Here is a 26,531-nt window from a genome sequence, read left to right as displayed (position 1 = left end):
ATCATCGGAGCGATGGTGAGGGCACTGGGCGCATTCCCCTCGGGCTGGCGCATCCCCGGCGCGCACGCCGACCCGCGCACCGACACGGCCGTGCTCCGACGAACGGCCAAGCTGGCCGAGGCCGCGCACCTCGACTACCTCTTCTTCGGCGACTGGCTGGCGACGGGAAGCGACCTCGAGGTGCGCGATCCGTACCTGCTGGCGCGCATCGACCCGCTGTCGGCGATCACCTACCTGGCCGGCATCACCCGGCGCATCGGCCTGATCGCCACAGCCAACACCACGTACAGCGACCCGTACACGCTCGCGCGGGCCACGGCATCCGTCGACGCGCTGAGCTCAGGTCGCGCCGGCCTCAACCTCGTCACCGGAGCAGAGCCGAGATCCGCGGGCAACCACGGTCGCGACGCGCACTGGGGCAACGAGCACCGCTACGACCAGGCCACGGAGTTCATCGAGGCACTGCGCCTGCTCTGGGACAGCTGGGAGGACGACGCCTTCGTCCAGGACCGCGCCACGGGTCGGCTCATCGACCCGACGCGGCTGCACGCTGCCGACTACAGCGGCGAGCACGTGCGCGTGGCTGGGGCCCTGAACGTGGTGCGTCCCGTGCAGGGCCACCTGCCGATCGTGCACGCTGGAACGGCGCTGCGCTCGCGCCAGCTGGCTGCGGCCACGGCGGACGTCGCCCTCGTCGCCGTGCCGACCCTGGCCGAGGGCGTGCGGTTGAGTGCTGAGCTGCGCCGCCAGGCCGTTGCCGCCGGGCGCGCCACCGACGAACTGCGCATCATCTCGCCTGTGCTCCCTGTCGTCGCCGCCACCCAGCAGGAGGCGTGGGCCATCTTCGATCAGCTGCTCGCCCTGGTTCCGCTCGACGACGGTTCCGAACTCTCGCTCTCGCCCGACTTCCCCTCCGGTCGGGGCATCCGTGCCCTCTCCCAGGCCGTGGGAGTCGCCCTGGGTCCGCAGGCTCTCGACGCCGTCGTGACCCGACGCCTGGCCGAGCGGTTCAGCGACCTCGGACAGCACCTCATCGACGTGGTGGCTGTGCGCACGGGTCGGCGCGTCGGTGACGACGAGCGTCCGATCACCCTGCGCCACCTGCTTGCCACCCACCTGGTGCCGAGCGCAGCCATCGTCGGCGATGCCGGTGTCGTCGCCGATCATCTGCAGGAGTGGTTCGAGGCCGATGCCGTCGACGGCTTCAACGTGCTGACGGCCTTCCACGGCGACCAGTTCGAGGCGTTCACGACACTGGTGATCCCGGAACTCCGGCGGCGCGGGCTGTTCCGCGACGCCTATGAGGGCCGCACCCTGCGTGAGCACCTCGGTCTGGCGCGCCCGGGCAATCTCCACGCGGCGGCACGAGAGGCCGAGGCCGCGCAGACTGTCAGGCGACGCGCGTAGGCGCTCTACGCCGCCCGGGGCAGCCGGGCGAGCAGGTGCCAGACGGCCGTAGACAGCTCCGGATGCTCGAGGGCGATCGAGCGCAGCAGCTTGTACTCGAAGGCCTCCGCGGCACCGCGGGGCGAGGCCGGGTGGTGCGCACGGGCCCGCTCACCGGTCAGCCGGCTGTCGGCGAGACGCTCGGCGCGGATGGTCGCGACGACCTGCTCGTCGACCGATGGCAGGTCGGGGAGGAAGTCCCACGGATCCTCACCCTGACGGCACTTGATCTCGATGACGGCCGACAATTCGTCGCGTGCTTCGTTGCGCAACTGCTCAAGCAGCAACGGTTCCCACGGTGCTTCCCACATTCGAATACCCTCCCCTTGATGCAACAGTACGCACCGCGTGTGACACGCACGTTAACGGCATTTCGTCGTGCGACGGCCCGTCGGATTGGGTCACTCGGGGTGGGAGCAGCGGGTCGTGCTCAGGATCGTGAGGTGCGGCACACCGTCTTCGGCGGTCGACACGACGCTGAAGATCAGTGTCTGCGGGTTCACCAGCCGCACTCGAGTGCCCGCCTGACCGGGCAGTCGTTCGAAGTCGGTTGCCCAGCCCTGCCTGGCTCGGAACTTCTCCTCGAGTTCGAGCGTCCACTGGGTGCGATCGAAGTCCTCGGGAACGACGATCACCCGGCGGATGCGCATCATCTGAGAGCCGCCGCCCGCGACGCAGTCGACGGTCTGCGCCTCGTCGGTGCTGTCCACGACTGATGCGGGTGGCACGAGATCGTGGATCTCCTCGACGACCAGCATCGCCTCGGCCTTCACGCCGGCGAGCGTCGTGGGGGTGTCGGGGCGGGTGTTCGCCACCACGATCCAGATCGTGAGCACGAGTGCACCGGTGAGCACCACGCTGACGACCGTGATGATCGTGTTCTTCGAGAGCCGACCGCTCCGCATGGGAAGCAGCGTACTCCGTTGGCATCGTGCCCAGGATGGGCGACCGTAGGATCGATTCCCATGAGCTCCGATGCGCGTCCCCTCCTCGACCGCCTTCCGGAGTCGACGGATGCCGACGCGATCTTCGAGGCGTTCGAGCAGTGGGCGGTCGACAGCGGGCTCACGCTCTACCCGGCCCAGGAGGAGGCGCTCATCGAGATCGTCTCCGGCGCGAATCTCATTCTCTCCACCCCGACGGGAACCGGGAAGTCGCTCGTCGCCGTCGGCGCGCACTTCGCGGCGATGGCGGCGGGCAGCCGCTCCTTCTACACGGCTCCGATCAAGGCTCTGGTGAGCGAGAAGTTCTTCGCCCTGGTCGACGTCTTCGGTGCGGCGAACGTGGGGATGATGACCGGCGATTCGGCCGTGAATCCCGACGCGCCGATCATCTGCTGCACCGCGGAGATCCTCGCCAACCAGGCGCTCCGACACGGCGAGGACACCGAGGCGGACGTCGTCATCATGGACGAGTTCCACTTCTACGCCGACCAGGACCGCGGCTGGGCCTGGCAGGTTCCGCTGCTGCTCCTGTCCCGTGCCCAGTTCGTGCTCATGTCGGCCACGCTCGGCGACACGAGCGAGATCGCCGCCGACCTCACCCGCCGGACGGACCGCGACACGGCATCCGTCACCGGAGTGGAACGCCCCGTGCCGCTCAGCTACTACTACGAGACCACGCCGGTGCACGAGACCATCGACGACCTGCTGCAGACGAACCGTGCTCCCGTCTACATCGTGCACTTCTCACAGGCCGCGGCGCTCGAGCGCGCGCAGGCACTGGCGAGCGCGAAGATCGCCAGCCGGGAGCAACGCGACGAGATCGCCGAGCTCATCGCCGAGTTCCGGTTCACCACGGCGTTCGGCAAGACCCTCTCCAGGCTCATCCGCATGGGCATCGGCGTGCACCACGCCGGCATGCTGCCGAAGTACCGCCGTCTCGTCGAGACCCTCGCCCAGCGCGGCCTGCTCCGCGTCATCTGCGGCACCGACACGCTCGGCGTCGGCATCAACGTGCCCATCCGCACAGTGCTGCTCACAGCACTGACCAAGTACGACGGCCAACGGATGCGGCAGCTCACCGCCCGCGAGTTCCACCAGATCGCCGGCAGGGCGGGGCGCGCCGGCTACGACACCACCGGTACCGTCGTCGCGCAGGCTCCCGAGCACGAGTCCGAGAACCTCAAGGCCATCGAGAAGGCGGGCGACGACCCGAAGAAGAAGCGCAAGATCATCCGAAAGAAGGCCCCGGACGGCTTCGTGTCGTGGGGCGAGCCGTCGTTCCGCAAGCTCATCGACGCCGAGCCCGAGGCGCTGCGCTCGCACATGCAGATGACCAGCGCGATGCTCATCAACGTGATCGCCCGCGGTGGGGACGTGTTCGAGAACGTGCGCACGCTGGTGTTCGACAATCACGAGCCGTGGAAGCGCCGGCTCGAGCTCGCCCGCCGGGCGCTCGGCATCTATCGCACCCTGCGGGCGTCCGGGATCGTCACGCAGGACGACGGCGTCATCAGGCTCGCGATCGACCTGGAGCCGAACTTCGCTCTCAACCAGCCGTTGTCCCCGTTCGCGCTGGAGGCGTTCGAGCTCATCGAACCCGAGTCGCCGAGCTATGCGCTCGACATCATCTCGGTGCTGGAGGCCACCCTCGACGATCCGCGCGCCATCCTGTCGCAGCAGCAGTTCGTCGCGCGGGGCGAGGCAGTCGCCGCCATGAAGTCCGAGGGCATCGAATACGAGGAGCGCATGGAGCTGCTCGAGGACATCACGCATCCGCGCCCGCTCGCCGACCTCCTCGGCGCCGCCTACGAGACCTACGCGGCCGTGCAGCCGTGGGTGCGCGACTTCGCCCTCAGCCCGAAGTCGGTCGTGCGTGACATGTACGAGAGGGCGATGTCGTTCGGCGAGTTCATCGCCTTCTACAGACTGGCGCGCTCGGAGGGAGTCGTGCTGCGCTACCTGTCCGACGCCTACCGCACGGCGAGGCAGACCATTCCTCTCGACCTGCGCACCGAGGATCTGACCGATCTCATCGAGTGGCTGGGCGAACTGGTGCGCCAGGTCGACTCGAGCCTGCTCGACGAGTGGAACGAACTGGCGCATCCGGATGCCGCCGTCCATCACGCTCTCGAGACGGCCGTCGTGCCCCCGGCGCCCAGCCGCCTCACCACGAACATCCGCGCCTTCCGCGTGCTCGTGCGCAACGAGCTGTTCCGGCGCGTGCAACTGGCCGCACGCGAGGACTATCCGGCGCTCGACGAGCTCGACGCTCAGCACGGCTTCGATGCGGCGGCCTGGACTCAGGCGCTGGACGGCTACTTCACCGAGTACGACGCCATCGGCATCGGTCCGCATGCTCGCAGCTCGGCGCTGCTCGTCCTCGACGAGAGCAGCCGCGTGTGGACGGCCCGCCAGATCTTCGACGACCCCGACGGCGACCACGACTGGGCCATCGAGGCCACGGTCGATCTCGACGCCTCCGACGACGCCGGTGAGGCCGTCATCCGGGTCACGAGGGTCGGTCCGCACTCCGCTCGCTGAGGCCATCCGCTCGCTGAGGCCCGGACGAAGTGCGCGGTCGAAGCGCGCGCCCCGCCCACCTATCCGCTCGCTGAGGCCCGGACGAAGTCCGCGGTCGAAGCGCGCACTCCGCCGCCCTCGGATCTGAGGTGCCTGCAGCCCGGATCTAGGTCATCCTCCCGATCCACCCGGAGGTCCTCAGCGAGCACGCTGGATCCATCGAATCCAGGAGGCTCACAATGCAGTTCGCAGCTCAGTACATGGCAGAGACGCTTCACCGGCACGAGTCGGTGGCGGCCGAAGAGAGGCTCGAGCAGCGCCGCCGGGCGGATGAGGACGGAGACGGATCCGACGCCGACCGAGCGCCCATTCACCACCACTCCGTGTGGTCGCTGCTGTTCGGCCACGGCAAGGGAGCGCCGGCGCGACTGGCGCACAGATGAGTTCACTGACCTCACTGACGGATGTCGGCCGTCCGTGGCACGATCGGACTGTGCCTGCGTCGATGTCGAGCCCGCAAATGGTCGGGCGTGAGGGTGATCTCGAGCGGCTGCGCGCGCTCCTCGATGCCACTGCCGACGGCGTTCCTCGCACTGCTGTCGTGGGCGGAGAGGCAGGCATCGGCAAGACCCGTCTCGTGACGGAATTCGAGGCCGCGCTCGCCCCTGACGTGCTCGTACTCCGTGGCCAGTCCGTCGACCTCGGCGCCGTCGCCGCCCCGTACGCTCCGGTCAAGGACGTGCTGCGGAGCCTGGTGGCCGCCGTGGGCGCTGAGGCCGTGACGGATGCCGCCGGCCCAGGGCGCTCCGCGCTGATCGCCCTGCTTCCCGAGCTCGCGCGCGGCGAGAGGGAGGCGGGCTCATCGGCGCAGCTCCACGAGGCGGTCGCGGTGGTCCTCGAGAGGTTCTCACAGGACCGTGCTGTCGTCGTGATACTCGAGGACCTGCACTGGATCGACGCCGCGAGCCTCACGCTGCTCCGCTTCCTCATCCGTGCCGTGCGCAGTGGCCACCTGCTGCTGGTGCTCACCTATCGCAGCGACGACGTGACGCGCGGGCACCCCGTCCGCGCGTTCCTCGCCGAGCTCGACCGCGGCCGCTCCATCGACCGGTGGGAGCTCGGCCGGCTCAGCAGGGCGCAGGTTCGGCGCCAGGTGAAGGCCATCCTGGGCGAGTCGCCCGATCCCGACCTGCTCGCCCGCACCTCCGCCCGCAGCGAAGGCGTGCCGTTCTTCGTCGAGGAGCTTCTCGGCCTCGGAGGTTGCCCCACCGACGACGGCCTGCCCGACACCCTTCGCGACCTGCTGCTCGCCCGTTACGAACGCCTCGAGCCGAACACGCAGGCGGTCCTCCGCCTGCTGGCCGCCGGCGGCGTGCGCGTGCAGCACGAGCTGATCGCCGACGTGCACGGGGGAGCCGCCGAGGAGCTCGATGCCGCCATCCGCGAAGCCGTCTTCGCGAGCGTTCTCGTCGCCGGTGACGACGACTACGCCTTCCGCCACGCCCTCGTCCGCGAGGCGATCCACGCGGAGCTCCTTCCCGGAGAGCGCGCCCGATTCCACGCCGCCTACGCCGAGGCCCTCGAACGCACCGCGGGTACTCGTCGCGTCGCGGCCGAGGTCTCGTACCACTGGATGGCCGCCCACGATCCCGAGAAGGCCTTCCCGGCGACGCTCGCCGCCATGGCCGAGGCCCGGGCGGCCTTCGCGTACGCCACGGCAGGGCAGATGGGCGAGCGCGCTCTCGACCTGTGGGATCGGGTCGTGGAGCCGGAGCGGGTCTCGGGCATGAATCGGCTCGAGCTCCTCGGCCGCACGGCGTCGCACCTGCGGAACGCCGGCGAGAACGAGCGCTCGTGCGCCCTCATCGACCTGGCACTGGCGGAGGGAGGACCCGACCGGCCGCTGCAGTACGCCCGCGCGCTCCGAGACAAGGCCTTCTACCTCGGCAACGCGGGCCGCACGGGCACCGTGCCGCTCCTCGAGCAGGCGATCGAGCTCGTTCCGCCCGGCAGCCCCGGCGAGCTGCGCGCCACCATGCTCACCGCACTCGCCGGACGCCTGATGATCGAGGGACGCACTGAGGAGGCCATCGCGATGGCCACGGATGCCTCGGCGGAGGCGGCTGCTGCGGGCTCCGATCGCTATTCCTCCGTCGCCCACAACATCGCCGGCGTCAGCATGGTGCACAGCGGCGACATCGACGGCGGGCTCGCCATGCTCGAGCGTGCGCGGGAACTGGGCGACGGAGACCGCGTCGCCGGACTGCGCTACAGGGTCAACATCTCCGACATGCACTACCTGCTCGGCCGGTACCGATCGGCCGTGGAGCTCGCCGAGAGCGGCCTCGCGCGCGCTCGTGAGCTCGGCGTCGAACGCATCTCGGGAGTCATCCTCGCTTCGAACGCTGTCGACCCGTACTACGCGCTGGGCGAGTGGGACCGCGCCGACGAGCTGATCGAGCGGGGGCTCTCGCTCGATCCGCCGTTCGCCTTCAGGGTGTACCTGCAGCGTGCGCGCATGTGGGGGATGCTCTGGCGGGGCGATGTCAGCGGTGCGGCCGCGATGTACAGGTCGCTGGCCCCGTCGATCGCCTCGCTCGTCGAGGTCGAGATGCAGACCCGGCTCGGCATCGCCCGCCTCGCCGCAGAACTCGCCATCGCCGAGGGAGACGACGAGAGGGCGTGGCAGGAGGCGAGCGTCGTCTTCCGTCCCGAGCACCGCAGCATTCCCGGCTACGACCTTCCGCTGCTCGCCGTCGCGGCACGCGCGCTGGCCGGCATCCGTCGTTCCGAGGCGAAGGCGGCGTCCCCGGTCGATCTCGACGCCGCTGCCGCCGATCTGCGGCTCGCTTCGGCCGCGCTCGCGTGGTGGCCGACCGCCGTCGTGTGGTCCGCGTTCGTCGACGCCGAGCTGGGCGGCTCACCGGGCACCGGTCTCGATCCCGCCCTCTGGCTTCGAGCTCGCACGGCGGCGGAGGGCGGCCCCGTGCACCTCGGCCCGTACGCCGCCCTCAGGCTCGCCGAGGCCCAGATCGCCGCCGGCGACAGATCCGGCGCGCACGAGAGCCTGCGATCGGCTGTCACCGAAGCCGATCACTTCGGAATCGGTCTCGTCGGCGACCTGGCCCGCGCGGTGGCACGTCGGGCGCGGCTGAGCACCGATGCGCAGTCGGAGACGCGTACCGAGGCGACGGATCCCGGCGCCGAACCGCTCACGCCCCGGGAGCGACAGGTGCTGGAGCTCGTCGCCCGCGGTCTCAGCAATCGCGAGATCGGCGCCGAGCTCTTCATCAGCGGCAAGACGGCGAGCGTGCACGTCTCGGCGATCCTGCGCAAGCTCGGCGCAGCGACCCGCACCGAGGCGGTCTTCCTCGCCAGTGCGGGCGACCCACTGACGGAGCACTTCCGTTCCCTCGCTTAGGATCAAGGGAGTCAGACGAGGGGAGGCGGGTCCATATGACCGAGCAAGCACATACGGGAGACCGGGTCGAGCGACCCGTCGCATTCGGCCGCCAGCCGACCCCGAAACGACGTCGTGGATCGCTGTCATCACTGCCGGAGCCCCTGCTCATCGGAGCCCCAGACGGCCGCAGCCGCTTCGGCCGCGACGACCTCGTGCTGCGCAAGGGCCAGTATGCGCTCGCGTCGGGTCACTTCACGCCCCGCGAGTCGATGATCGAAGATCTCATCGCCGTGCGCGACGCGCTGATCGCCGCCGGCATCGAGTTCCTCCTCGTGCGCGGAGACGGCGATCGCCCCGTCATCGCGGTCGACCGTCGCAGCCGACGCGAGGTGTGCGCGGCACTCGCCACGGCCTTCGCCACCGAGCCGTTCTACTCGCAGACCGTCGATCACGATGGCCTTCGAGACGTGCTCGTCGCCGACGGATCCCTGTCAGCCAAGCGCAAGGCAGCCGTCTTCAGGCTCTATCGACCCAGAGTCGAACCGATCGGACGCCTCCGCTACGGCGCCGAGACGGCCTTCCAGCTCGAGTTCTGGAAGTTCGGCGATGAGGAGATCGTCGCCCCGCGTCCCAACAGCCTCATGCGCGAGCGGATGCCGCGGTCGGAGGCCGTCGAGGACTCGGTGGAGCTCTACGGCCGTCGCTGGCGCACCCTCGAGAACATGTTCGCGACGCACGCGAGCGACATCGACTTCGAGATCGACATGGTGTTCTCGTGGGTCGACGGATCGAGCGCCGACTTCGTGCGCGAGCGTGCCAAGCGGATGCAGGCCTACGTCGTCGGCGACGGCGACGACAACGAGGCGCGCTACCGCCAGATCGACGAACTCAAGTACGCGTTGCGCAGCGTCTACATGTTCGCCCCCTGGGTGCGGCGCATCTTCATCGCGACGGACTCGCCGGCTCCCGAGTGGCTCGCCGAGCATCCGCAGGTCACCATCATGCGCAGCGAGGACTTCTTCGCCGACCCGACGGTGCTGCCCACGCACAACTCGCACGCCGTCGAGAGCCAGCTGCACAACATCCCCGGCATCGCCGAGCACTTCCTCTACTCCAACGACGACATGTTCTTCGGGCGCCCGCTCTCGCCCGACCTGTTCTTCTCCCCGGGCGGCATCACGAAGTTCGTCGAGGCGCCGACCCGCATCGGGCTCGGCGAGAACGACCCGACCCGCAGCGGATTCGAGAACGCGGCGCGCGTCAATCGGCGCCTGCTGCACGACCGTTTCGGCAAGGTCACCACGCGCCACCTCGAGCACTGTGCCGCCCCGCTCCGCGCGAGCGTCATGCGCCTCATGGAGACCGAGGAGTTCCCCGAGGAATTCGCCAGGACCGCTGCCAGCCGGTTCCGCTCGGCGACGGACATCTCCGTGACGAACTCGCTCTACCACTACTACTCGCTCATGACCGGTCGTGCCGTCGTGCAGACCCAGGCGAGGGTCAAGTACATCGAGACCACTCTCGCCATGGCTCCCGACCAGATGGCGCGTTTGCTCAAGCGTCGCGACCAGGACATGTTCTGCCTCAACGACGGTTCGAAGCCCGAGATCTCGGTCGAGGAGCGAACCGCAGCGGTGACGGACTTCCTCGAGCGCTACTTCCCGTTCCCCGCCCCGTGGGAGAAGGTCACACCAGAATCGGGATCGGCGTCGTCGGCGGCGCTGGACGGTGTGCGTTCTGCTGCACCAGGGGCCTGACGGGCTCAGAGATGCGGATGCCGACGGATTCGAGCCTCCGCTCGGTCTCCTGAGCGTCGACGAAGTCGAGTGCCGGGAACTCGCCGAGCGGCACCACCGAGTGCAGCACCGTCGTCGGGTACACGTGCACGAGGTTGAAGGCCCGGGCGCCGTCACGGGGCCGGGTGCCGCCGACCGGCACGGTGAGGTCCTGCGTGTAGCAGCTCGCTGACGCGACGGAGACGGGGATTCCGACGAAAGTCGCCATCGACGAGTAGTGCAGGTGCCCCGCGATGATGCTGCGCACGTCGCTGCCGGCGAGAACTTCGGCGAGGTCGATCTGGTCGCGCAGTTCGACCGAGACCGCGAGATCGAGTACAGACGGAACGGGCGGGTGGTGCATGGCGAGGATCGTCCCGTCGGGGGCGATGGTCGCGAGCTCGGCGGCGAGCCAGTCGAGCTGCGCGCCCGAGACCTCGCCGTGGTGATGACCGGGAACGCTGGTGTCGAGCGTGATGATGCGCAGGTCGCCGAGCCAGGTGACGGCATCCACGGGAGCTGTCGAGGGCTCCTCGTCGAGCAGGCCGGCACGGAACGCGGCCCTGTCGTCATGGTTGCCCATCACCCAGATGACCCGGGAACCGAGCCGCTCGGCCACGGGATCCACGATGGCACGGATGCGGCTGTACGCGTCGGGTTCGCCCTTGTCGGCGAGGTCGCCGGTGAAGACGATGGCCTCGGGGCGCCCTCCTGACGCTTCGAGCGAGGCGAACAGGTCACGCAGGTGACGTTCGCTGTCGACGCTCCCGTACAACCTGCCGTTGCCGGCGAGGAGGTGCGTGTCGCTGATGTGGAGGATGAAATGGTCGGGCCGCGGGTGTTCGGCCGTTCTGGGGATCACAGGGACACCAAAGCAGACGATACTGAACGGGCGGTGAATATGGCCCAGCATGTCGGATGCCGGAGCGAGAATTCCTCACGGCATCTCGGGACCCGCCCCGAGGCCTCGGCGGGTGCGCCCCGAGCCGATGTGCCGGAGCGCGGAGCACGCTGGAGGAATGCCAGCGCTCAGCCAGTACACAGCCCAGACCGTCTTCCGCACTGCCGACGACGTCGCCGTCATCCGAGAACTCGAGGTCCGTCGTCGGCGGGCTGTCGCCGCGCGGCGCGAATCGCGCCGCCTGTTCCGGGCCAGGCTCCGGGTCTGGGTGCTCGTTCCCGCACGCGTCGAGCGTCACCAGGCTGAGGGGCACGGCACTCACCTCGTTCACGGCTGAGGTTCAATAGGGGAGTGACCCCCCCTCGAACTCCTCCGCTCCGACCTCTCCGCCGCCGGCTACACGGTGCCGGCCCTCGCCGGTCTCTGGGGGCCGGATGCAGCAGACGCCCTGCACCGCGATCACCGTGTTCCCGCCCGTCGAGCACTCGATGCGCTCCGGGCGGAGCGCTCCGCCCTCCCGGCTGTCGCCGTCCTCGCCGACCTCTTCGTGCTCGGTCGCGCTGTCACCATCGCCGAGCTGGGCGTCGCCTTCCCTGCGCTGGGAATCCAGGGGGCAGTGGATCTCGGCTTCGTCAGCATCGTGGGCGAGAAGGCCAGCGCCGCGCTCGACCTGCGTCCGTACTCCTTCGAGGACACGGCCGGCGCAGGATCCTTGTGGATCGCCTCCGACCTCGGCGAACTCGCCACCGGTGGCGCACTTCCCGAAGACCACGTGCTCGGTGTCGGCGGAGCATCGCTCACGCTGAGCGGACTCATGTTCCAGGCTCCGGTCGAGTCCGTGCTGGATCTCGGCACCGGATGCGGCATCCAGGCCCTGCACGCGGCGCGGCACTCCCGCAGGGTCGTCGCCACCGACATCTCGCGCCGGGCCCTCGAGATCGCCGCCATGAACGCCGCTCTCAATGGAGTCGAGAACATCGAGTTCCGGCTGGGCAGCCTCTTCGAGCCTGTGGCGGGAGAGCGATTCGACCGCATCGTGTCGAACCCGCCGTTCGTCATCACCCCGCGTGTCGACGGAGTGCCCTCGTACGAGTACCGGGACGGCGGAATGGTCGGTGACGCGCTGGTGGAGGCCGTGCTCACCGGCGTCGCCGACCATCTGGCCCCCGGCGGTACAGCCCAGTTGCTCGGCAACTGGGAGTACCACGACGGAGACGACGGCCTTCCGCGCGTCCGCGCCTGGCTCGACTCGGTGCACCTGGACTACTGGATCGTGGAGCGTGAGGTGCTGAGCGCTCCCCTCTACGCCGAGACGTGGATCCGCGACGGCGGCACGACCCCGTCGACGCCGGACTTCGACCGGCTGTACGCGGCCTGGCTCGACGACTTCGCGGACCGGGGAGTATCGGGCGTCGGTTTCGGCTACGTGGTGCTGCGGAAGCCGCAGTCATCCGTCACTCTGAGGCGCACCGAACAGCAGCACGGACCCCTCGGCGACACCGAACCTCGGGGCGTCGGCGCGCATCTCGAGGAGGGCATCGCCGCGAGCGACTGGCTGGCCGGCACCGACGACGCGGCCCTGTCGGCCGCTCGACTGAGCGTGGCCGGAGACATCACCGAAGAGCGGCACTACTGGCCGGGAGACGAGAACCCGACGGCGATGCTGGTGCGCCAGGGCGGAGGCTTCGGCCGCACCGTCAGTCTCGACACGGCGCTCGCCGCCCTGATCGGCGCGTGCGACGGCGAGCTGTCCGTCGGGGCGATCTGTGCGGCCCTCGCCCAGTTGCTCGAGGTCGACGAGGCAGCTCTGACCGCGGATCTGCTCCCCGCCGTGCGGGAACTCGTGCTCGACGGGATCCTCAGCCCGTCTTCGTCCAATCGAGATTGATGACGGTGCCGATGTAGATGTCCTCGCCGAAATCGGGGATGTTCGGGTTCATGCGCAGTAACTGCTGCTGCGGCAGGTCGAAGCGCTGGGCGATGTCGAAGAAGCTGTCCCCGGCAACGACCGTATAGCTGACGAGCGCTCCGTTGCCGTCGGTCTCGGGAGCCGCCGTCGCCCCGTCGCGGGCGCCCAGGTCGGAGGCCGGGCCCTCGACGACCTCGGGGGCCGGGGCGTTCGGCACGGGGACGACGACCTCGAAGCTGGGCTGCGGCGCCGGAGGGTCTGCAGCGGGCGTCGGTGTCGGCGTGGGGGTGGCCTTCGGCGTGACGGTCACGACGACGGTGACGGGTGGCGCTGGCGGTTCAGGGGTGCTGCACGCCACGAGGGCTGCGGCGACGGTCAGTGCGAATGTCGTCGCGACGACGGTGCGGCTTGCGATCATGCGGTCCCCCCGGTGGAACGGATGCTCCACCCCGGCGCATCCTGCACGACTCTACCGGCTCCTCCCCAGATGTCGATGCCCCGAGTGGGGTGCACCGATTGGCCGTGTGACCTGCGGTTCGCGAAGGGCCGGAGCACGCTGGTCCGCATGACTCTCAGCGCAGACGAAGCGACACGACAGCCCATCACGACTGACGAACAGGTGCTCGAGCGTGTGGACGCGCTCATCGGCAAGGCCGTGCGACGGCAGCTGTGGCTGCTGTTCGTGGACGCCGACGACCGTCAGCTGCCCCTCGTCATTCCGATGGCCGACCATCCGGCGGCTCCATACGGAGGGCACGCCGAGATGCTGGCGGCGCGCATCGCCGACGTCGTCGACGAGACCGGCGCCGCGCAGATCATCGTGGTGTGGGAGCGCCGGCTGCGAGCCACGACCACCGAGGCTGATCGGGCATGGGCGCGGGAGCTCGCCTCAGCGTGTTCCGAGGTCGATGTGCGCATCCGTGCGCAGGTGATCAGCCACCGCGACGGCACGAGATGGTTCGCGCCCGATGACTACCTGTAAGTGGGTTAGCCTCGATCAATGCCCGACAGTCCGATCTCGGCGACACCCTATGAGGTGCTCGGCGTCAGTCCGTCTGCAACCGACCGTGAACTGAAGCGTGCGTTCCGCACCCTGCTCCGTCAGACGCATCCCGACGCCGGCGGAACCGCGGAACGGTTCCATGCCGTGCAGCTGGCCTGGGAGAAGGTCGGAACCCCCGAGGCGCGCGCAGCCTACGACCGGGCACGCCCCTTCGAGTCGGTGGATGCGCCACCGGTCTGGTCGACCCCTCAGGAACGTCCTCGCACGGATTCCCGTCCGACGGCCAGGTCCTTCGGTCATCCCGGTGGCTGGTCGCGCGAGTTCTTCCTCGATCACATGCGCGAGTGGATCGGCCGCGGCGAGACGGTTCCCGACCTCTACGACCCCCAGCTGGTGCGCCGGGCTCCGCGGGAGATCCGCCACCTGCTGGCGAACGCCCTCGCCGAGGAGGCGACAGCACGCCAGTTGTCCACACTCGGCATCGGCTTCACGATCTGGCATGACGTGGCGACGGATGCCGCCGGCCCGCATGTCCCGCCGAAGATCGACCACATCGTGCTCGGCCCGAGTGGACTGTTCGCGATCCAGAGCGAGGACTGGGGCGACCCGGTCAAGGTCAAGCGCGGTGAGGTCATCGGTCAGGCCCTCGGCGGTGAGCGGCCGATGCACGACCTCGCCACCAGGGCGAAGGCGGTGGCCAGACGGGCCAGGGTGAAGTTCACCGGTCTCGTCATCGTGGTGCCCGATGGCGCCCCGGCGCAGTCACTGGAAGTCCTCGGCCACTCGCGAGGCGCGGTGACGGCCCTCGTGGAGCAGTCGCGCCTGCCGGGCGTGCTGCGCGACGGTCTGCCCGGAGCGGCGCGCATCAACGGCACCGAGCTGTTCGAGGTGCGTACCCGTCTGCAGGAGAGCGTCCGGCACGTCTGAGGTGGTTGCGGGCGTGCCGGAATGACTGCCGCGCGCCGATCGCCCTGATCGCCTTGATCGCTCCGGGCGCTCCGGGCGCTCCGGGCGCGACGAGCCGACGATCGCGCCGAGGCGCCGCTCAGACCCCGGCCGGAACCCAGGCGCCGATGATGATCGCCATCACGAGGACGGTCACGAGTTCGTGAGCGATGTTGAGGATGGTGAGGCCGCTCGGGCGCTTGTCGAAGGCGTCATGGGTGATGAAGCGGGCCGCTGTGAAACCGGCCCACAGGATACCCGCCGTGAAGACCGTGTTCCAGAAGAAGCTGCCGCCGTAGAACTCGAACGCGATGTAGGCCGCTCCGGCCAGCACCCACGCTGTGATGAAGCTCACGAACAGGGTCACGACGATCGGACCGATGGCGTCGGCGGAGTTGCCGGACGGCGTCACTCCGGACTGCTTCATCCAGTAGTTGCCGAACACCTTCGGGGTGTACCAGATGGATCCCACGATCATGCTCGAGAGCGTGGCGAGGATGACGGCCCAGTAGTTGATCTCGGGAACCATGACGGCGTCCTTTCGCGAGCGCTGCGGTGCTGTGGCCGCAGTCTATTCCCCGCGCCGCGCCTCGGCCGCGATCGCCGTCCGCAACGCCGCCAGGCCGTGCGCCAGCTCGAGGTCCGTGGGTGCCGCGTAGCCGAAGACGATGCCGTGCCGGGGCGATGCCGCCGGTCGGGCGGAGTAGTCGGAGAGGTCGGCGACGGCCACGCCCGCCGCGGCGGCCGCGGCGCTCGCCCGGCGGGCGGCATCCGGAGTCGAGAACTCCACGACGGCGTGCAGTCCTCCCTCGAGACCGCGGAGACGAGCGGTGGATCCCGCGGCACACACATCGCCGAGCGCGGCGATGACGAGGCCACGCCGGTGCGTGTAGTCGCGACGCACCGCGGCGATGTGCCGGCGCACGGCACCACTGGCGAGCAGGGAGGCCATGGCCTCCTGTGCGATGCCGGCGATGGGGGCGGTCACATCCGCACGGATGCCGTGGAGCGCGGCGTGCAGCTCTGGCCTGCGCGGCAGCACGATGTAGCCGAGGCGCAACCACGGGGTCAGCACCTTCGAGAAGCTGCCGATGAGGGCGACGCTCTCCGACCGGTCGAGCGTGGTGAGCGCCGGCAACGTGGCGGCGCCGTGCCTGAATTCGCTGTCGTAGTCGTCCTCGATGACGAGGGCGTCGTGCTGCTCGGCCCAGGCGAGGGCCTCGAGCCGGGCCGAGACCGGCAGGCGTCCACCGAGGGGGTACTGGTGGCTGGGCGTGAGCAGCACGGCGCTCGGCGCGGGGTCGAGGGCCGTGAGCAGGTCCATCCGCATGCCGTCGTCGTCGACCGCGACCGGAACGACGGTGCAGCCGAACCGCTCGAGCGCGCGCCGTGAAGACGGGTAGCCGGGGTCCTCCATGGCGACGGCCGGTCGGTCCTGCGCCGTCTGGCCGGTCAGCCCCGGTGCGACGGAAGCGACCTGCGGATGCAGCTCGACCAGCGCGAGCGCCAGCAGCATGACCGCCTCGCTCGTGCCGGCGGTCACGAGGATGTCGGCGGCGTCGCAGGCCACTCCTCTGGCCTGTCGCACGTGGTCGGCGATCTGCTCCCGCAGGTTCGCGGTTCCGAAGTCGTCGGCCTGCCGTGTCGGTACGGGTTGCGCCGCTGCCCGACGCCAGGCGGAGCGCCAGGCGCGCTCGTCGAGGCGAGCCGTCGAGGGGAAGCCGGGGCGCATGTCGACGCGGCGCGAGGCGGCCTCGCCGGTGACGCTCGGCTTCGGGGTCGCGGGCCTGGCGTTCACCCGGGGGCTGTCGACAGTGGCCACCCGGGCGACGGCGCCGGGCGAGACGTCGAGGTAGCCCTCGCCGGCGAGCTGGTCGTAGGCGGTGACCACGACCCCACGCGAGACGCCGAGCGACGCGGCGAGGGAGCGCGAGGACGGCACGGCGTCTCCGGGAGCGAGTGCACCGGCGAGCACGGCGGCGCGAAGTGCCTCGACGATCTGCGCGGCGAGGGGAGTGGCATCCGCTCGATCGATGGCGAGAACGAGATCGCTCACGGGTCGTCCCCTCTGGTCTGGTGCAATTGTGATGCACTGGACTACTGCCAGTACCAGTTGCGAGACGACACTAGCAGCATGACGACGACAGACACTCAGCCGAACACCCGCATCCGCCGCCTCTCCGACCGCCAGGTGACCGATCGCGACGCGCTCGACGCCGTGCTCGACGAGGCCGTCATCGCCCACGTCGCAGCCGCGACGCCGGCCGGTCCGCTCGTCATCCCGATGGCCTTCGCGCGGGACGGCGACTCCCTGCTGGTGCACTGCTCGACCGGCGCCGGCCTCGCCCTGCGATCTGCGGGATCGGAGAGCCGGCTCGCGGTGAGCGTGGCTATCCTCGACGGGCTGGTCTACGCGGACACGCTCTACGACAGCAGCATGAACTACCGGAGCGCCGTGGTCTACGGGGTTCCGGTCGTGCTGGAGGAGCACGAGAAGGAGGGCGCACTCGATGTGATCACGGCCAAGCTCATGCCCGGCCGGTCTGCCGAGGTCCCGACATCGACTCGGCGCGAACTCGCAGCGACCCAGGTGCTGCGCATCCCGATCTCCGACTTCGCGATGAAGGCACGCGCCGGCGATCCGTCGGCTGGCGACGACGGGGACGCGTCGATCTGGACCGGTGTCCTTCCCCTGACCAGGACGTGGGGCGAGCCACGGAGGTCGTCGGTGCTCGACCCGGGCATCGCCGTTGCCGAGTCCGTGGCCGTCCGTGCGGCCAGGGCAGCGGGAGGAGGTGCGTGATGTTCCCTCTCCTGGCTCTCGGTGCCATAGCGCTGTGGGGCGTCGTCGCGGCGATCGTCGACGTGCGCCGTGATGGCCACCGACGCACGCCGACGGTGTTCCGCTGACGAGTCGGCCGCGCGCCCCTCTGACGACGATCCACCTCAGCGGGTGCTTGGATGGAACCATGTCCGACACTCGCACCACCGAATACATCGACGGCCTCGCCGGGTTCATCCAGGCGGGGCCGTCGTCGTACCACGCCGCCAGGGAGACGGCCGATCGGCTCGTCGCAGCCGGAGCGGTCGAACTCGACGAGAGCGCGGCCTGGCCGTCATCCGCCGGAAGCTACGTCGTCGTGCGCGACGGTGCCGCCATCGCCTGGGTCGTACCGGAGGGGGCCGGGCCCCTGAGCCCGTTCCGCATCCTGGGGGCGCACACCGACTCGCCGGGTTTCAAGCTCAAGCCCCGGCCGACCATCGAGATCAACGGATGGCTGCAGGCCGGAGTCGAGGTCTACGGCGGCCCGCTGCTGAACTCCTGGCTCGACCGTGAGCTCGAGCTCGCCGGCCGCATCGTGACGACGGATGGCGCAGAGCACCTGGTGCGCACCGGACCCTTCCTGCGCATCCCGCAGCTGGCGATCCACCTCGACCGCGGCGTCAACAACGACGGGCTCAAGCTCGACAAGCAGCGGCACACGCAGCCCGTGTGGGGGGTGGGAGGGGACCCGGCCGCGCAGGGCACTCAGGATGCGCTGCTCGAGCACCTCGCGGGGCTGGCCGGAGTGGCGGCATCCGACATCGCGGGCTACGACATCATGACCGCCGACACCGCGACGCCGGCTCGGTTCGGACTCGACGACACCCTGTTCGCAGCCGGCCGCATGGACAATCTGACCAGTGTGTTCGCGGGGCTGACGGCGCTGCTCGCCGCCGCATCCTCCGACGCACCTGCCACCGACCACATCAGCGTGCTCGCGGCCTTCGATCACGAGGAGCTGGGCTCGGAGTCGCGCTCGGGGGCTGCCGGCCCCTTCCTCGCCGATGTGCTCGCGCGCATCGGGGACGGGCTCGGAGCGTCGCCGTCCGACCGACTGCGCACCCTGGCCTCCTCCTGGTGCGTCTCCGCCGATGCGGGTCACGCCGTGCACCCGAACTACGCCGAGCGGCACGATCCGGTGAACCGGCCCGTGCCCGGAGGCGGACCGCTGCTCAAGATCAACGCGAACCAGCGCTACGCGACGGATGCCGCCGGAGCCGCCCTCTGGGCGCGGCTCTGCGCGTCGGCCGGCGTGCCGTTCCAGGAGTTCGTCTCCAACAACGCGATTCCGTGCGGATCGACGATCGGCCCGATCACGGCGACGCGACTCGGCATCCGGGTCGTCGACGTCGGTGCCCCGCTGCTCTCGATGCACTCTGCCCGCGAACTCGTGCACGTCGACGATGCGGCGGCGCTCGCCGCAGCCGTGACGGCGTTCTTCGCGGGGGCGTAGGCCGCGGTTCCCGGGCGCTGCGCCAATTCGCGGGCGGCGCGCCACTTCGGGTGGCGCAGACCCCCGCGAACTGGCGCAGGGGGGAGGAGCCGTCGCGCCGCGGACCGGCGCTCTGGAGTTTCGCGACGTTCCGCCGGCCCAGCGTGTTTCGGCGTGTGACGGGGGCGGGTGACTCCGTCGCAGCCTCTGCCTACCCTCGAAGAACCAGCCCGACGGACGGCGTCGGCCGGAGCAGGGGAACGGAGGAACGTGATGTCGAATCGGGAGCCTGGAATGCAGCAGGTCATGACATGCGTCTCGCCGGCCTGCGCCACCCAGGGGGCCGGCCACGCGATCAGTCCGATCCGGGAGCGGGCCGCGAATGCGACTCCGAGCAAGTGGCGCGATGCCTTCGTGGCGCACGTCGACGCCGACGGCTGGATCGCCGTCGACCTGTTCGACACCGGCGAGCGCGTGTGGGCGTGGCACCACGAGGACCTCACCTCGTCGGTGAACATCGGGCAGCCCATCGCCCTGCACGCCGTCTACGATGTCCTCGCCTTGGGTGAGGCGCGATTCAGCCTGCTCGTCGCTGCTGTCTAGCAGCGCAGGAGGCCTCTAGCTGTCGGCCATCATCGTCTGCATCGAGTCCATCATCTTCTCGCAGGCCATGGCGGCCTGACGGCAGGCCTCAGCGCACACGCGGCAGTCCTCGTGCATGTCGGCGTGCTTCATGCACTCGTCGGCGCACATCCGGCACTGCACCATGGTGGCGTCGAGCATCCGCATCATCGAGTCCATCATCATGCCGCTCGGACGCAGCATCATCCGCATCATCGTGTTGCACATGTCGGCGGTGTTCATGCACATCTCCATGTGCATCGCCGTGCCATCGCCCATCATGCAACTGGCGCACATGGTGCACGCCTGTTCGCAAGCCGAACAGGCCTCGATGCACTCGGCCATGAGCTTCCTGTCCATTCCGGGCATCGAAGACTCGGCGACGTGCATCTCCATCATCTGCATGGTCATGTCCATCATCAGCGCTCTCCCCAGACTGTGGTCGCCGAGCGCCGACGGGTGTTGACGCTTGCAGGCGGCATTCCACGTTCTCCTCGAATCCTACGGACGCAGGCGGTTCCTGTCAGCGGGCGGTTCGATCTGTTCACCCGGCGGAAACACCGCCGCTGCGGCTCAGCGCTCGATGCGGAATCCCTCCGATGCGGTCGGGACGGCATCGGTGACGTCCACGGTCGTGACGGATGCCTCCGGCGGGCCGGCCCGCAGCCAGGCGAGCATCGCCTCGAGGGCGGCATCCGTTCCCTCGATGACCGCTTCGACAGTGCCGTCGGCGTTGTTGCGCACCCAGCCCGTGACTCCGAGTCTCGTGGCCTCCTCGCGGGCGAACCATCGGAAGCCGACGCCCTGCACGCCGCCGTGCACCACGACATGCCTCGCCTTCATGGGGTCTCCGGGGTGAGCAGCCATCGTGCATGGTTACCCCGGGGCGGAACGCCCTGTCAAGCAGGCGCAGGCGACCCCCTCTCGCGACCCGGCAAGACTGGCGCGAAGTCGTGCATCGTCGGCAGCCGGGCATGGGCGGTGCGAACGCGGCATCCGGCACTCTGGGGACATGACGATCACCGAACAGCAGGTCACATCCGCGGCACTCGCCGTCGCGCACTTCCGCGCCAAGCTGGCCCTGGAGACCGACGCCAGCGACGTCTTCGCCGAACTGCAGGACGGCGCCGACTTCGTGTTGATCGACACCCGCAGCCAGCTCGCCTGGGACCAGGGCCACGCGGCCGGGGCCGTGCACCTGCCCACGGCACGCATCACCGAGGAGGTTCCGACACGCTACCCGGCCGGCACCCGCTTCGTCGTCTACTGCTGGAGCCCCGGCTGCAACGGCGGCGACAAGGCGGCCCTCGCGCTGGCCCTGCTCGGCTACGAGGCGAAGCTCATGATCGGCGGGTTCGAGTACTGGGCCCGCGAGGGCTACCCGGTGGAGACCGCCATCGGCACCGTGCGCCGCGAGGTCGACGAGCTGGTCGGGCCGCGATCGACCGGGTCCACCGCATCCGTCGCCTGGATCTCCTGCGACTGCTGAGCTGCGACTGCTGAGCACGCCTAGGCTTCCTGCGAGTCGACCGCAAGGTCTCGACGCGCTGGTCCGCGCCGTGCCTAGACTGGCCCATGACAGTCACCCTGCGCGGACTCAGCACCGCGGTTCCCCACACAGTGCTCATCCAGGACCAGGTGCGCGACGTCTTCGCGGCCCAGCCCGGCCTCTCCCGCCTCGCCCAGCGCATCGTGCCGACCTCGTTCAACGTCTCGGGGATCGAGACCCGGCACACGGTCATCGAGGAACTCACCTTCGACGACTACGACGGCGACCGCGAGTTCTTCGATCCGGCCAGTGGCGAGCTGCTCATGCCGGGCACCAAGGCTCGCAACGAGGTCTACATCCGCGAGGCGACCAAGCTCTACGTCGAGGCGGGGCGACTGGCTCTCGACGCGCTCGACGACGTGGCGGCATCCGACGTCACCCACGTCATCACGGTGAGCTGCACGGGCTTCTACGCGCCGGGGCCCGACTACATGCTGGTGCGCGAGCTCGGCCTCGACCTGGCCGTGCAGCGATTCCACCTCGGATTCATGGGCTGCTACGCCACCATGCCCGCGCTGCGCCTGGCGAAGCAGTTGGTCGACGCCGACGCCGACGCCGTGGTGCTGGTCGTCACGGCCGAACTCTGCACGCTGCACCTGCGCTCCTCGAACGACCCAGACACGATCGTGGCGTCGTCGCTGTTCGCCGACGGAGCAGGGGCGGGGATCGTCAGCAGCCGGATGCCGGCGCCGGGCGAGGTGGTTCTCGGGCTCGACCGCTTCGAGACCGTCATCACCCCCGTCGGTGAGGCCGACATGGCCTGGAAGATCGGCGACAACGGCTTCGAGATGATCCTCTCCACCTATGTGCCTCACATCATCGACGAGCACATCGAGAGCGCGATCGCTCCGTTGCTCGCGCCGGAACCCCACCTCGTCGCCGATCCCGCTGCGGCCGTCGCGCACTGGGCGATCCATCCGGGCGGTCGCAGCATCCTCGACAAGGTCGAATCGAAGCTGGCGCTGAGCGAGGCGCAACTCGTCCCGGCCCGGGAGACTCTCCGCGACTTCGGCAACATGTCGAGCGCGACGATCGCCTTCGTGCTGCGCAACATCCTCGACAACGGCTCCGCTCACGGCGATCGTGTGCTCGGGATGGCCTTCGGACCCGGACTGACGGTGGAGACCGGTCTGTTCACGGTGCTCGAGGGATAGCGGTGACGCTCGACCTGAGCCGACGGGAGACCGAGCTCACCGAGCTCATGGACGCCCCGGACTGCGATCCTCGGCTGCTCGAGAACACCTACGAGCAGTTCGCCGCGGTCAACGCCGTGTTCTCGGGGTGGCGCGGCATCTACCGACGGAGCATCCGTCCCCTGCTCTCGACGACGCTGATCACGAACGTGCTCGACATCGGCTCCGGCGGAGGGGATCTCACCCGGGCACTCGCGCACTGGGCGGCGCGCGACGGACTGCGAGTGCGGGTGACGGGCATCGACCCCGACCCGCGGGCCGACGCCTTCGCCAACGCCCTTCCGCCGATGCGCGGAGTGAGCTTTCGACGGGCGTTCAGCTCCGAGCTGGTGGCGGCCGGTGAGACCTTCGACCTGGTGGTGTCGAACCACATGCTCCACCACCTGACCGGAGAACAGCTCGGAGGGTTGCTTCTCGACAGCGAACGGCTCGCTCCGCGTGCACTGCACGCCGACATCACCCGCTCGTTCGTGGCATATGCCGGATTCGGCATGCTCACGGCCCCGTTCTTCCGGGACTCCTACATCCGGCCCGACGGCATGACGTCGGTGCGTCGGTCGTTCACCCCGGCGGAGCTCGACGCGGTGGTGCCGGAGGGATGGCGCGCCGTGCCGCGAAGCCCGTTCGGGTACGTGCTCGAATACGGGATGGCCGCGCCGGGAACCTCGGATGCCTGACGTCGTCATCGTCGGCGGAGGACCCGTCGGGCTCCTGCTCGCCATCCTGCTGGCGCAGAGGAACGTCGACGTCGTGGTGCTCGAGGGCCGCACAGAGGGCTCGGCCCACTCGAGGGCGATCGGCATCCATCCGCCGGCCGTGCGCGTGCTCGAATCCGCCGGCGTCGCAGGAGAGGCGATCAGGCGCGGCGTTCCGATCACCCGGGGAGAGGTGCGGTGCGACGGCCGGGTGCTCGGCAGCCTCGACTTCGCCGAGGCCGGTGCCAGGTATCCGTTCGTCCTGTCGCTGCCGCAGCGCGAGACGGAGGCGCTGCTCCGCGAGAGACTCGCCGAGCTGGCACCGGATGCCGTGACGCGCGGCGCGCGGGTGACAGGGGTGCTGCAGCATGACGCCGGCGCAGAGGTCGTGCTCGAGGACGGCAGCAGGGTCGGAGCCTCGATCGTGATCGGCGCCGACGGGACGCGCAGCGCCGTGCGGGCGGCATCCGGCATCGAGTGGATTCCCCGCGGCGACAGGGTGGACTACGTCATGGCCGACTTCCCCGACGACACGGGGCACCCCGACCGCGCGCTGCTGTTCTTCGAGCGCGGCGGAGTCGTGGAGTCGTTCCCGTTGCCGCAGGGGGAGCGCCGCTGGGTGGCCATGACGGACCGCGCCTGGACCGGGGCGACGAGTGCCGAGCTGGCCGAGCTCATCGCCGAACGCACCGGCGAGCGATCAGCGCCCGGCGGCGGCTCCGTGAGCGCCTTCTCGGTTCGGCAGCACCTGGCGTCGCGCATGGTCGTCGGGCGCGTGGCGCTGGTGGGGGATGCCGCCCACGAGATCAGCCCGATCGGCGGGCAGGGCATGAACCTCGGATGGCTCGACGCCAGGGCGCTGGCGCCTGCGATCGTGGCAGCGCTGAACGGGGACCACTCGGGGCTCGAGTCCTACGACCGGGTGCGCCGGCGATCGGCGGCGATCGCCTCGCGTCAGGCCGCCTTCAACATGGGCATGGGCAAGCCGGTCTCCGGCGTGCGGCTGCGCGGTCGGAATGCGCTGGTGCGATCGCTCGCCGTGCCGCCGACGCGCGCGCTGGTGGCGCGGGCGTTCACGATGCGGTGGTTGTGAGGCCCGCGATGGTCGAGTAGCGAGCGACGGAGGAGCACGCGTATCGAGACCACGGATTGCCGCGCTCGTGTGGTCTCGATACGGCTGCTCGCTCCACTCGCGGCCTCCTCGACCAGCGGTGGTTACGCGGTCGCGCTCGTCGTGACCAACGGCGCCTCGGAGTCGGCCGACCACTCACCCAGCGACCCGTCGTAGACGGCGACGTCGGTGCGGCCGTCGAGGGTGAGGGCGAGCGCACCGAGGGCGGCTGCGATGCCGGCACCGCAGTACAGGATGACGGGAGTGCCGGACTCCGTCGCCGGTGCGAGTCGCTCGGTGAGGGCCTCGGCGCGCACCAGCGTGCGGTCATCGCGCTGCACGAGACGTCCCGACGGCACGTTGACGCTGCCGGGGATGTGGCCGCGGCGCGGTCGGGTCCCGGTCTGTCCCGCGAAGTCGCTCGGCGGGAGGGAGCACACGAGGGTGGCGTCGTGATGACCGGCCACCACGGCCTCGACGTCGGCCTTGTCGGCCCAGAACCCCGGGAGCACCGTCGCTTCGAAGGCGGCATCCGGAGCCACCGACCCGGCGGGGACATGCCCGAATTCGAGCGGCCGGTCGCCTGCGCGCCAGTTCGTCAGTCCGCCATCGAGCACCGAGACCTTCTCGAACCCGAATGAGCGGAACAGCCACCACAGCCGCGAAGCCCACTGCCCGATCGAGGTGTCGTAGACGACGACGGTGGAGTCGACGCCGATGCCGAGGGCTGCCACGGCCGCGGCGAACTGCTCGGCACCGGGTCTGGTGAAGGCGAACCGACCGGCCTGGTCGGAGAACTCCTCGAGCACCTCGGCGAACAGGGCGCCCGGGATGTGTCCATCGACGAGGTACTGGTCGTAGCCGCTGAGCCACGCGCGACCGCCTGCAGGCGAGGCGACATCGAGCACTGTGGCGTCGAGCACGACGAGGTCCTCTGCGCCGAGATGGTCGGCGAGCCACTGGGCTGAGGTGAGGTTGGCTGCTGCGGGAGCTGACATGCCGCCACGCTAACCCGGCCCACCGTGCCGCGCGATCGGGTCAGCAATGCTGCGTCACACGTGGCGCTACGCTGGGCGCATGACCCAGCCGAGCCAGCAGTCGACGACGCCTCCCGGCTGGTTCCGGCTCTGGTCGGCCGTGGGCATCGCCGGCGGAATCGTCGCCGTCGCGGGCATGATCGCCCTGCTGGTTCCCGCGCCCGTGCCGACGTTCGGGTGGGCCGCCTACCAACCGCTCGCGGAGACCGTCTTCCTGCCGTCTCCGTTGCTCACGCCCACGACGATGTGGGGAGTGCTCGCCCTCGTCGTCGGGTTGATCGTCGTGGCCTTCAGCGCCGGATTCATCGTCGGGAGGCGCACGGGGAGCACGGGGAGCACGGGCTCAGACTGACGCTGCGACCTCGCGCAGCATGTGCAGCGACGTCTCGGCCATCACCGGGAACGTGTCGCGGTAGTAGGCGAGCGCGATCGACGCCTGGGCTATGGCCCACCCCCGCCCCCGACGCCAGGTGTCGTCATCGACGTCGAGGACGACGCGGAGCCGGGAACGGGCATCCGGCGGCAGGATGCTCCACGCGGCGAGCAGGTCGCATGCCGGGTCGCCCACTCCGGCGCAGGCGAGGTCGAGCACGCCGATGAGCCTGCCGTCGTCGACGAGCAGGTTGCCGCTGAGGAGGTCGCCATGGGTCCAGACGGCGGGCTCGGACCACGGTGCGGCGGCCAGCGAGTCGTCCCAGAGGCTGATGAGGGGAGCGGCGTCGACGAGGTCGTCTACAGCCGCGACACTGCTGCGCACGGCGTCATCGAGGCCGTGGAACGTGCCGCTGCGGTAGCCGGGCGGTGCATCGGCGGTGTCTATGCGCCTGAGCGCCGCCAGCAACCCGGCGAGGTCGCCGACCAGGCTGTCGGCGAGACCCGGCCCGAGCATCCCCGGCATCGGGGTGTGGCCCGGCAGCCAGTCGAGGACCAGCCACGGGCACGGATAGTCCAGCGATGCTGCACCCACAGCGAGAACTCGGGGAAGGCGCACGGGGAGTGCAGTTCCGAGCACGGGCAGCCAGCGCTGTTCGAACAGGATGTCTGCTGCCGCGCGCTCGAGGAAGGGCAGTCGCACCACCTTGTCATCGCTGAGCCTGAACATGGCGTTGACGGTTCCGGTGGCCAGCGGAGACACCGGGAGAGACGCCCAGGCCGGATACTGCTCGGCGAGGAGGCGGCGCACGAGGTCGGCGTCGACCGGGAGTTGGTTGGCGTGCATCCGC

General features: G+C 69.8%; 26 protein-coding genes and 1 pseudogene. 17 read left to right on the top strand and 10 right to left on the bottom strand.

What is annotated here, in order from left to right; genetic code table 11:
• Positions 1–12 precede the first annotated feature (12 nt).
• Complete coding sequence (locus ASC59_RS07230; protein WP_235492609.1) at positions 13–1,407, top strand: NtaA/DmoA family FMN-dependent monooxygenase; 1,395 nt, start codon at positions 13–15, stop codon at positions 1,405–1,407.
• A gap of 5 nt (positions 1,408–1,412) precedes the next feature.
• Here the strand turns inward: ASC59_RS07230 and ASC59_RS07225 are convergent, their stop codons facing one another.
• Both ASC59_RS07225 and ASC59_RS07220 read right to left on the bottom strand, forming a co-directional pair.
• Entirely contained in the window at positions 1,413–1,757 is a 345-nt protein-coding gene (locus ASC59_RS07225) for a hypothetical protein (protein ID WP_055820135.1), read from the bottom strand.
• Between the two features lie 90 nt (positions 1,758–1,847).
• Entirely contained in the window at positions 1,848–2,351 is a 504-nt protein-coding gene (locus ASC59_RS07220; protein ID WP_055820131.1) for a hypothetical protein, read from the bottom strand.
• 60 nt (positions 2,352–2,411) lie between these two features.
• Here ASC59_RS07220 and ASC59_RS07215 point away from each other — a divergent pair, with 60 nt between their 5' ends.
• The 4 genes from ASC59_RS07215 to ASC59_RS07200 all read left to right on the top strand — a co-directional run bounded on the left by ASC59_RS07215 (position 2,412) and on the right by ASC59_RS07200 (position 10,070).
• On the top strand, positions 2,412–4,931 hold the full coding sequence (locus ASC59_RS07215) for a DEAD/DEAH box helicase (RefSeq protein WP_055820130.1): 2,520 nt from the start codon (positions 2,412–2,414) through the stop codon (positions 4,929–4,931).
• Positions 4,932–5,149: 218 nt separating this feature from the next.
• Entirely contained in the window at positions 5,150–5,353 is a 204-nt protein-coding gene (locus tag ASC59_RS07210; RefSeq protein WP_055820127.1) for a hypothetical protein, read from the top strand.
• Between the two features lie 62 nt (positions 5,354–5,415).
• Positions 5,416–8,331, top strand: a complete 2,916-nt coding sequence (locus ASC59_RS07205) for a helix-turn-helix transcriptional regulator (protein ID WP_235492608.1) — start codon at positions 5,416–5,418, stop codon at positions 8,329–8,331.
• Between the two features lie 35 nt (positions 8,332–8,366).
• Positions 8,367–10,070, top strand: coding sequence for a stealth family protein (locus ASC59_RS07200; protein ID WP_082513462.1), 1,704 nt, complete (start codon positions 8,367–8,369; stop codon positions 10,068–10,070).
• Here the strand turns inward: ASC59_RS07200 and ASC59_RS07195 are convergent.
• Positions 10,000–10,950 (bottom strand): phosphodiesterase, encoded by a 951-nt coding sequence (locus ASC59_RS07195; RefSeq protein ID WP_055820117.1) that lies wholly within the window; start codon positions 10,948–10,950, stop codon positions 10,000–10,002. The genes ASC59_RS07200 and ASC59_RS07195 overlap by 71 nt on opposite strands.
• Before the next feature lie 157 nt (positions 10,951–11,107).
• Here ASC59_RS07195 and ASC59_RS07190 point away from each other — a divergent pair, with 157 nt between their 5' ends.
• Positions 11,108–11,326, top strand: coding sequence for a hypothetical protein (locus ASC59_RS07190; protein WP_055820114.1), 219 nt, complete (start codon positions 11,108–11,110; stop codon positions 11,324–11,326).
• A gap of 33 nt (positions 11,327–11,359) precedes the next feature.
• Positions 11,360–12,877: pseudogene (locus ASC59_RS07185) on the top strand (DUF7059 domain-containing protein); the annotation flags it as partial.
• On the opposite strand, the gene ASC59_RS07180 reads toward ASC59_RS07185, so the two are convergent.
• The gene (locus ASC59_RS07180) at positions 12,849–13,316 is read right to left on the bottom strand and encodes a LysM peptidoglycan-binding domain-containing protein (protein WP_056010112.1); all 468 of its coding nucleotides are present in this window, start codon (positions 13,314–13,316) and stop codon (positions 12,849–12,851) included. The pseudogene ASC59_RS07185 and the gene ASC59_RS07180 overlap by 29 nt on opposite strands.
• A 147-nt stretch (positions 13,317–13,463) precedes the next feature.
• Here ASC59_RS07180 and ASC59_RS07175 point away from each other — a divergent pair, with 147 nt between their 5' ends.
• Positions 13,464–13,880, top strand: coding sequence for a hypothetical protein (locus tag ASC59_RS07175; protein WP_055820108.1), 417 nt, complete (start codon positions 13,464–13,466; stop codon positions 13,878–13,880).
• An 18-nt stretch (positions 13,881–13,898) separates the two neighbouring features.
• Positions 13,899–14,828 carry a J domain-containing protein gene (locus ASC59_RS07170; protein ID WP_055820105.1) on the top strand — a complete coding sequence of 310 codons (930 nt, stop codon included), beginning with the start codon at positions 13,899–13,901 and terminating at the stop codon, positions 14,826–14,828.
• A gap of 118 nt (positions 14,829–14,946) precedes the next feature.
• Here ASC59_RS07170 and ASC59_RS07165 read toward each other — a convergent pair whose 3' ends face one another.
• Positions 14,947–15,375 carry a DUF1761 domain-containing protein gene (locus ASC59_RS07165; RefSeq protein WP_055820102.1) on the bottom strand — a complete coding sequence of 143 codons (429 nt, stop codon included), beginning with the start codon at positions 15,373–15,375 and terminating at the stop codon, positions 14,947–14,949.
• Positions 15,376–15,417: 42 nt separating this feature from the next.
• Positions 15,418–16,902 (bottom strand): MocR-like pyridoxine biosynthesis transcription factor PdxR, encoded by a 1,485-nt coding sequence (gene pdxR / locus ASC59_RS07160; RefSeq protein WP_055820099.1) that lies wholly within the window; start codon positions 16,900–16,902, stop codon positions 15,418–15,420.
• Positions 16,903–16,980: 78 nt separating this feature from the next.
• On the opposite strand from pdxR, the gene ASC59_RS07155 reads away from it, so the two are divergent.
• From ASC59_RS07155 to ASC59_RS07145, 3 genes are all read left to right on the top strand, one after another.
• Positions 16,981–17,649 carry a pyridoxamine 5'-phosphate oxidase family protein gene (locus ASC59_RS07155; protein ID WP_055820096.1) on the top strand — a complete coding sequence of 223 codons (669 nt, stop codon included), beginning with the start codon at positions 16,981–16,983 and terminating at the stop codon, positions 17,647–17,649.
• Between the two features lie 166 nt (positions 17,650–17,815).
• A complete protein-coding gene (locus ASC59_RS07150) occupies positions 17,816–19,123 on the top strand; it encodes a M18 family aminopeptidase (protein WP_055820093.1) in 1,308 nt (435 codons plus the stop codon).
• 285 nt (positions 19,124–19,408) lie between these two features.
• Positions 19,409–19,705, top strand: a complete 297-nt coding sequence (locus ASC59_RS07145) for a hypothetical protein (protein ID WP_157487946.1) — start codon at positions 19,409–19,411, stop codon at positions 19,703–19,705.
• A gap of 15 nt (positions 19,706–19,720) precedes the next feature.
• Here ASC59_RS07145 and ASC59_RS07140 read toward each other — a convergent pair whose 3' ends face one another.
• Together ASC59_RS07140 and ASC59_RS07135 are read right to left on the bottom strand one after the other, a co-directional pair.
• Entirely contained in the window at positions 19,721–20,143 is a 423-nt protein-coding gene (locus tag ASC59_RS07140) for a hypothetical protein (RefSeq protein ID WP_235492607.1), read from the bottom strand.
• Positions 20,144–20,296: 153 nt separating this feature from the next.
• Positions 20,297–20,590, bottom strand: coding sequence for an acylphosphatase (locus tag ASC59_RS07135; RefSeq protein ID WP_235492606.1), 294 nt, complete (start codon positions 20,588–20,590; stop codon positions 20,297–20,299).
• 145 nt (positions 20,591–20,735) lie between these two features.
• On the opposite strand from ASC59_RS07135, the gene ASC59_RS07130 reads away from it, so the two are divergent.
• The 4 genes from ASC59_RS07130 to ASC59_RS07115 all read left to right on the top strand — a co-directional run bounded on the left by ASC59_RS07130 (position 20,736) and on the right by ASC59_RS07115 (position 24,253).
• Complete coding sequence (locus ASC59_RS07130) at positions 20,736–21,212, top strand: rhodanese-like domain-containing protein (RefSeq protein ID WP_055820081.1); 477 nt, start codon at positions 20,736–20,738, stop codon at positions 21,210–21,212.
• Positions 21,213–21,298: 86 nt separating this feature from the next.
• Positions 21,299–22,426: a type III polyketide synthase gene (locus ASC59_RS07125; protein WP_055820078.1), complete on the top strand. Its 1,128-nt coding sequence runs from the start codon at positions 21,299–21,301 to the stop codon at positions 22,424–22,426.
• A 2-nt stretch (positions 22,427–22,428) separates the two neighbouring features.
• On the top strand, positions 22,429–23,142 hold the full coding sequence (locus ASC59_RS07120) for a class I SAM-dependent methyltransferase (RefSeq protein WP_235492605.1): 714 nt from the start codon (positions 22,429–22,431) through the stop codon (positions 23,140–23,142).
• Positions 23,135–24,253, top strand: coding sequence for an FAD-dependent oxidoreductase (locus ASC59_RS07115; protein WP_055820076.1), 1,119 nt, complete (start codon positions 23,135–23,137; stop codon positions 24,251–24,253). The genes ASC59_RS07120 and ASC59_RS07115 overlap by 8 nt, the downstream gene beginning before the upstream one ends.
• Before the next feature lie 122 nt (positions 24,254–24,375).
• Here ASC59_RS07115 and ASC59_RS07110 read toward each other — a convergent pair whose 3' ends face one another.
• Positions 24,376–25,269, bottom strand: a complete 894-nt coding sequence (locus tag ASC59_RS07110) for a sulfurtransferase (RefSeq protein WP_055820074.1) — start codon at positions 25,267–25,269, stop codon at positions 24,376–24,378.
• Positions 25,270–25,348: 79 nt separating this feature from the next.
• Here ASC59_RS07110 and ASC59_RS07105 point away from each other — a divergent pair, with 79 nt between their 5' ends.
• Positions 25,349–25,660, top strand: coding sequence for a hypothetical protein (locus ASC59_RS07105; protein ID WP_157487945.1), 312 nt, complete (start codon positions 25,349–25,351; stop codon positions 25,658–25,660).
• Here the strand turns inward: ASC59_RS07105 and ASC59_RS07100 are convergent.
• Complete coding sequence (locus ASC59_RS07100; protein WP_055820068.1) at positions 25,652–26,527, bottom strand: aminoglycoside phosphotransferase family protein; 876 nt, start codon at positions 26,525–26,527, stop codon at positions 25,652–25,654. The two genes, ASC59_RS07105 and ASC59_RS07100, sit on opposite strands and share 9 nt — an antisense overlap.
• Positions 26,528–26,531 lie beyond the last annotated feature (4 nt).

Origin of the sequence: Leifsonia sp. Root1293 (assembly GCF_001425325.1) — a bacterium.
Lineage (GTDB): Bacteria > Actinomycetota > Actinomycetes > Actinomycetales > Microbacteriaceae > Orlajensenia.
The sequence above is the reverse complement of the archived record's forward strand: the minus strand, read 5'-3'. Positions and strand labels throughout refer to the sequence as shown.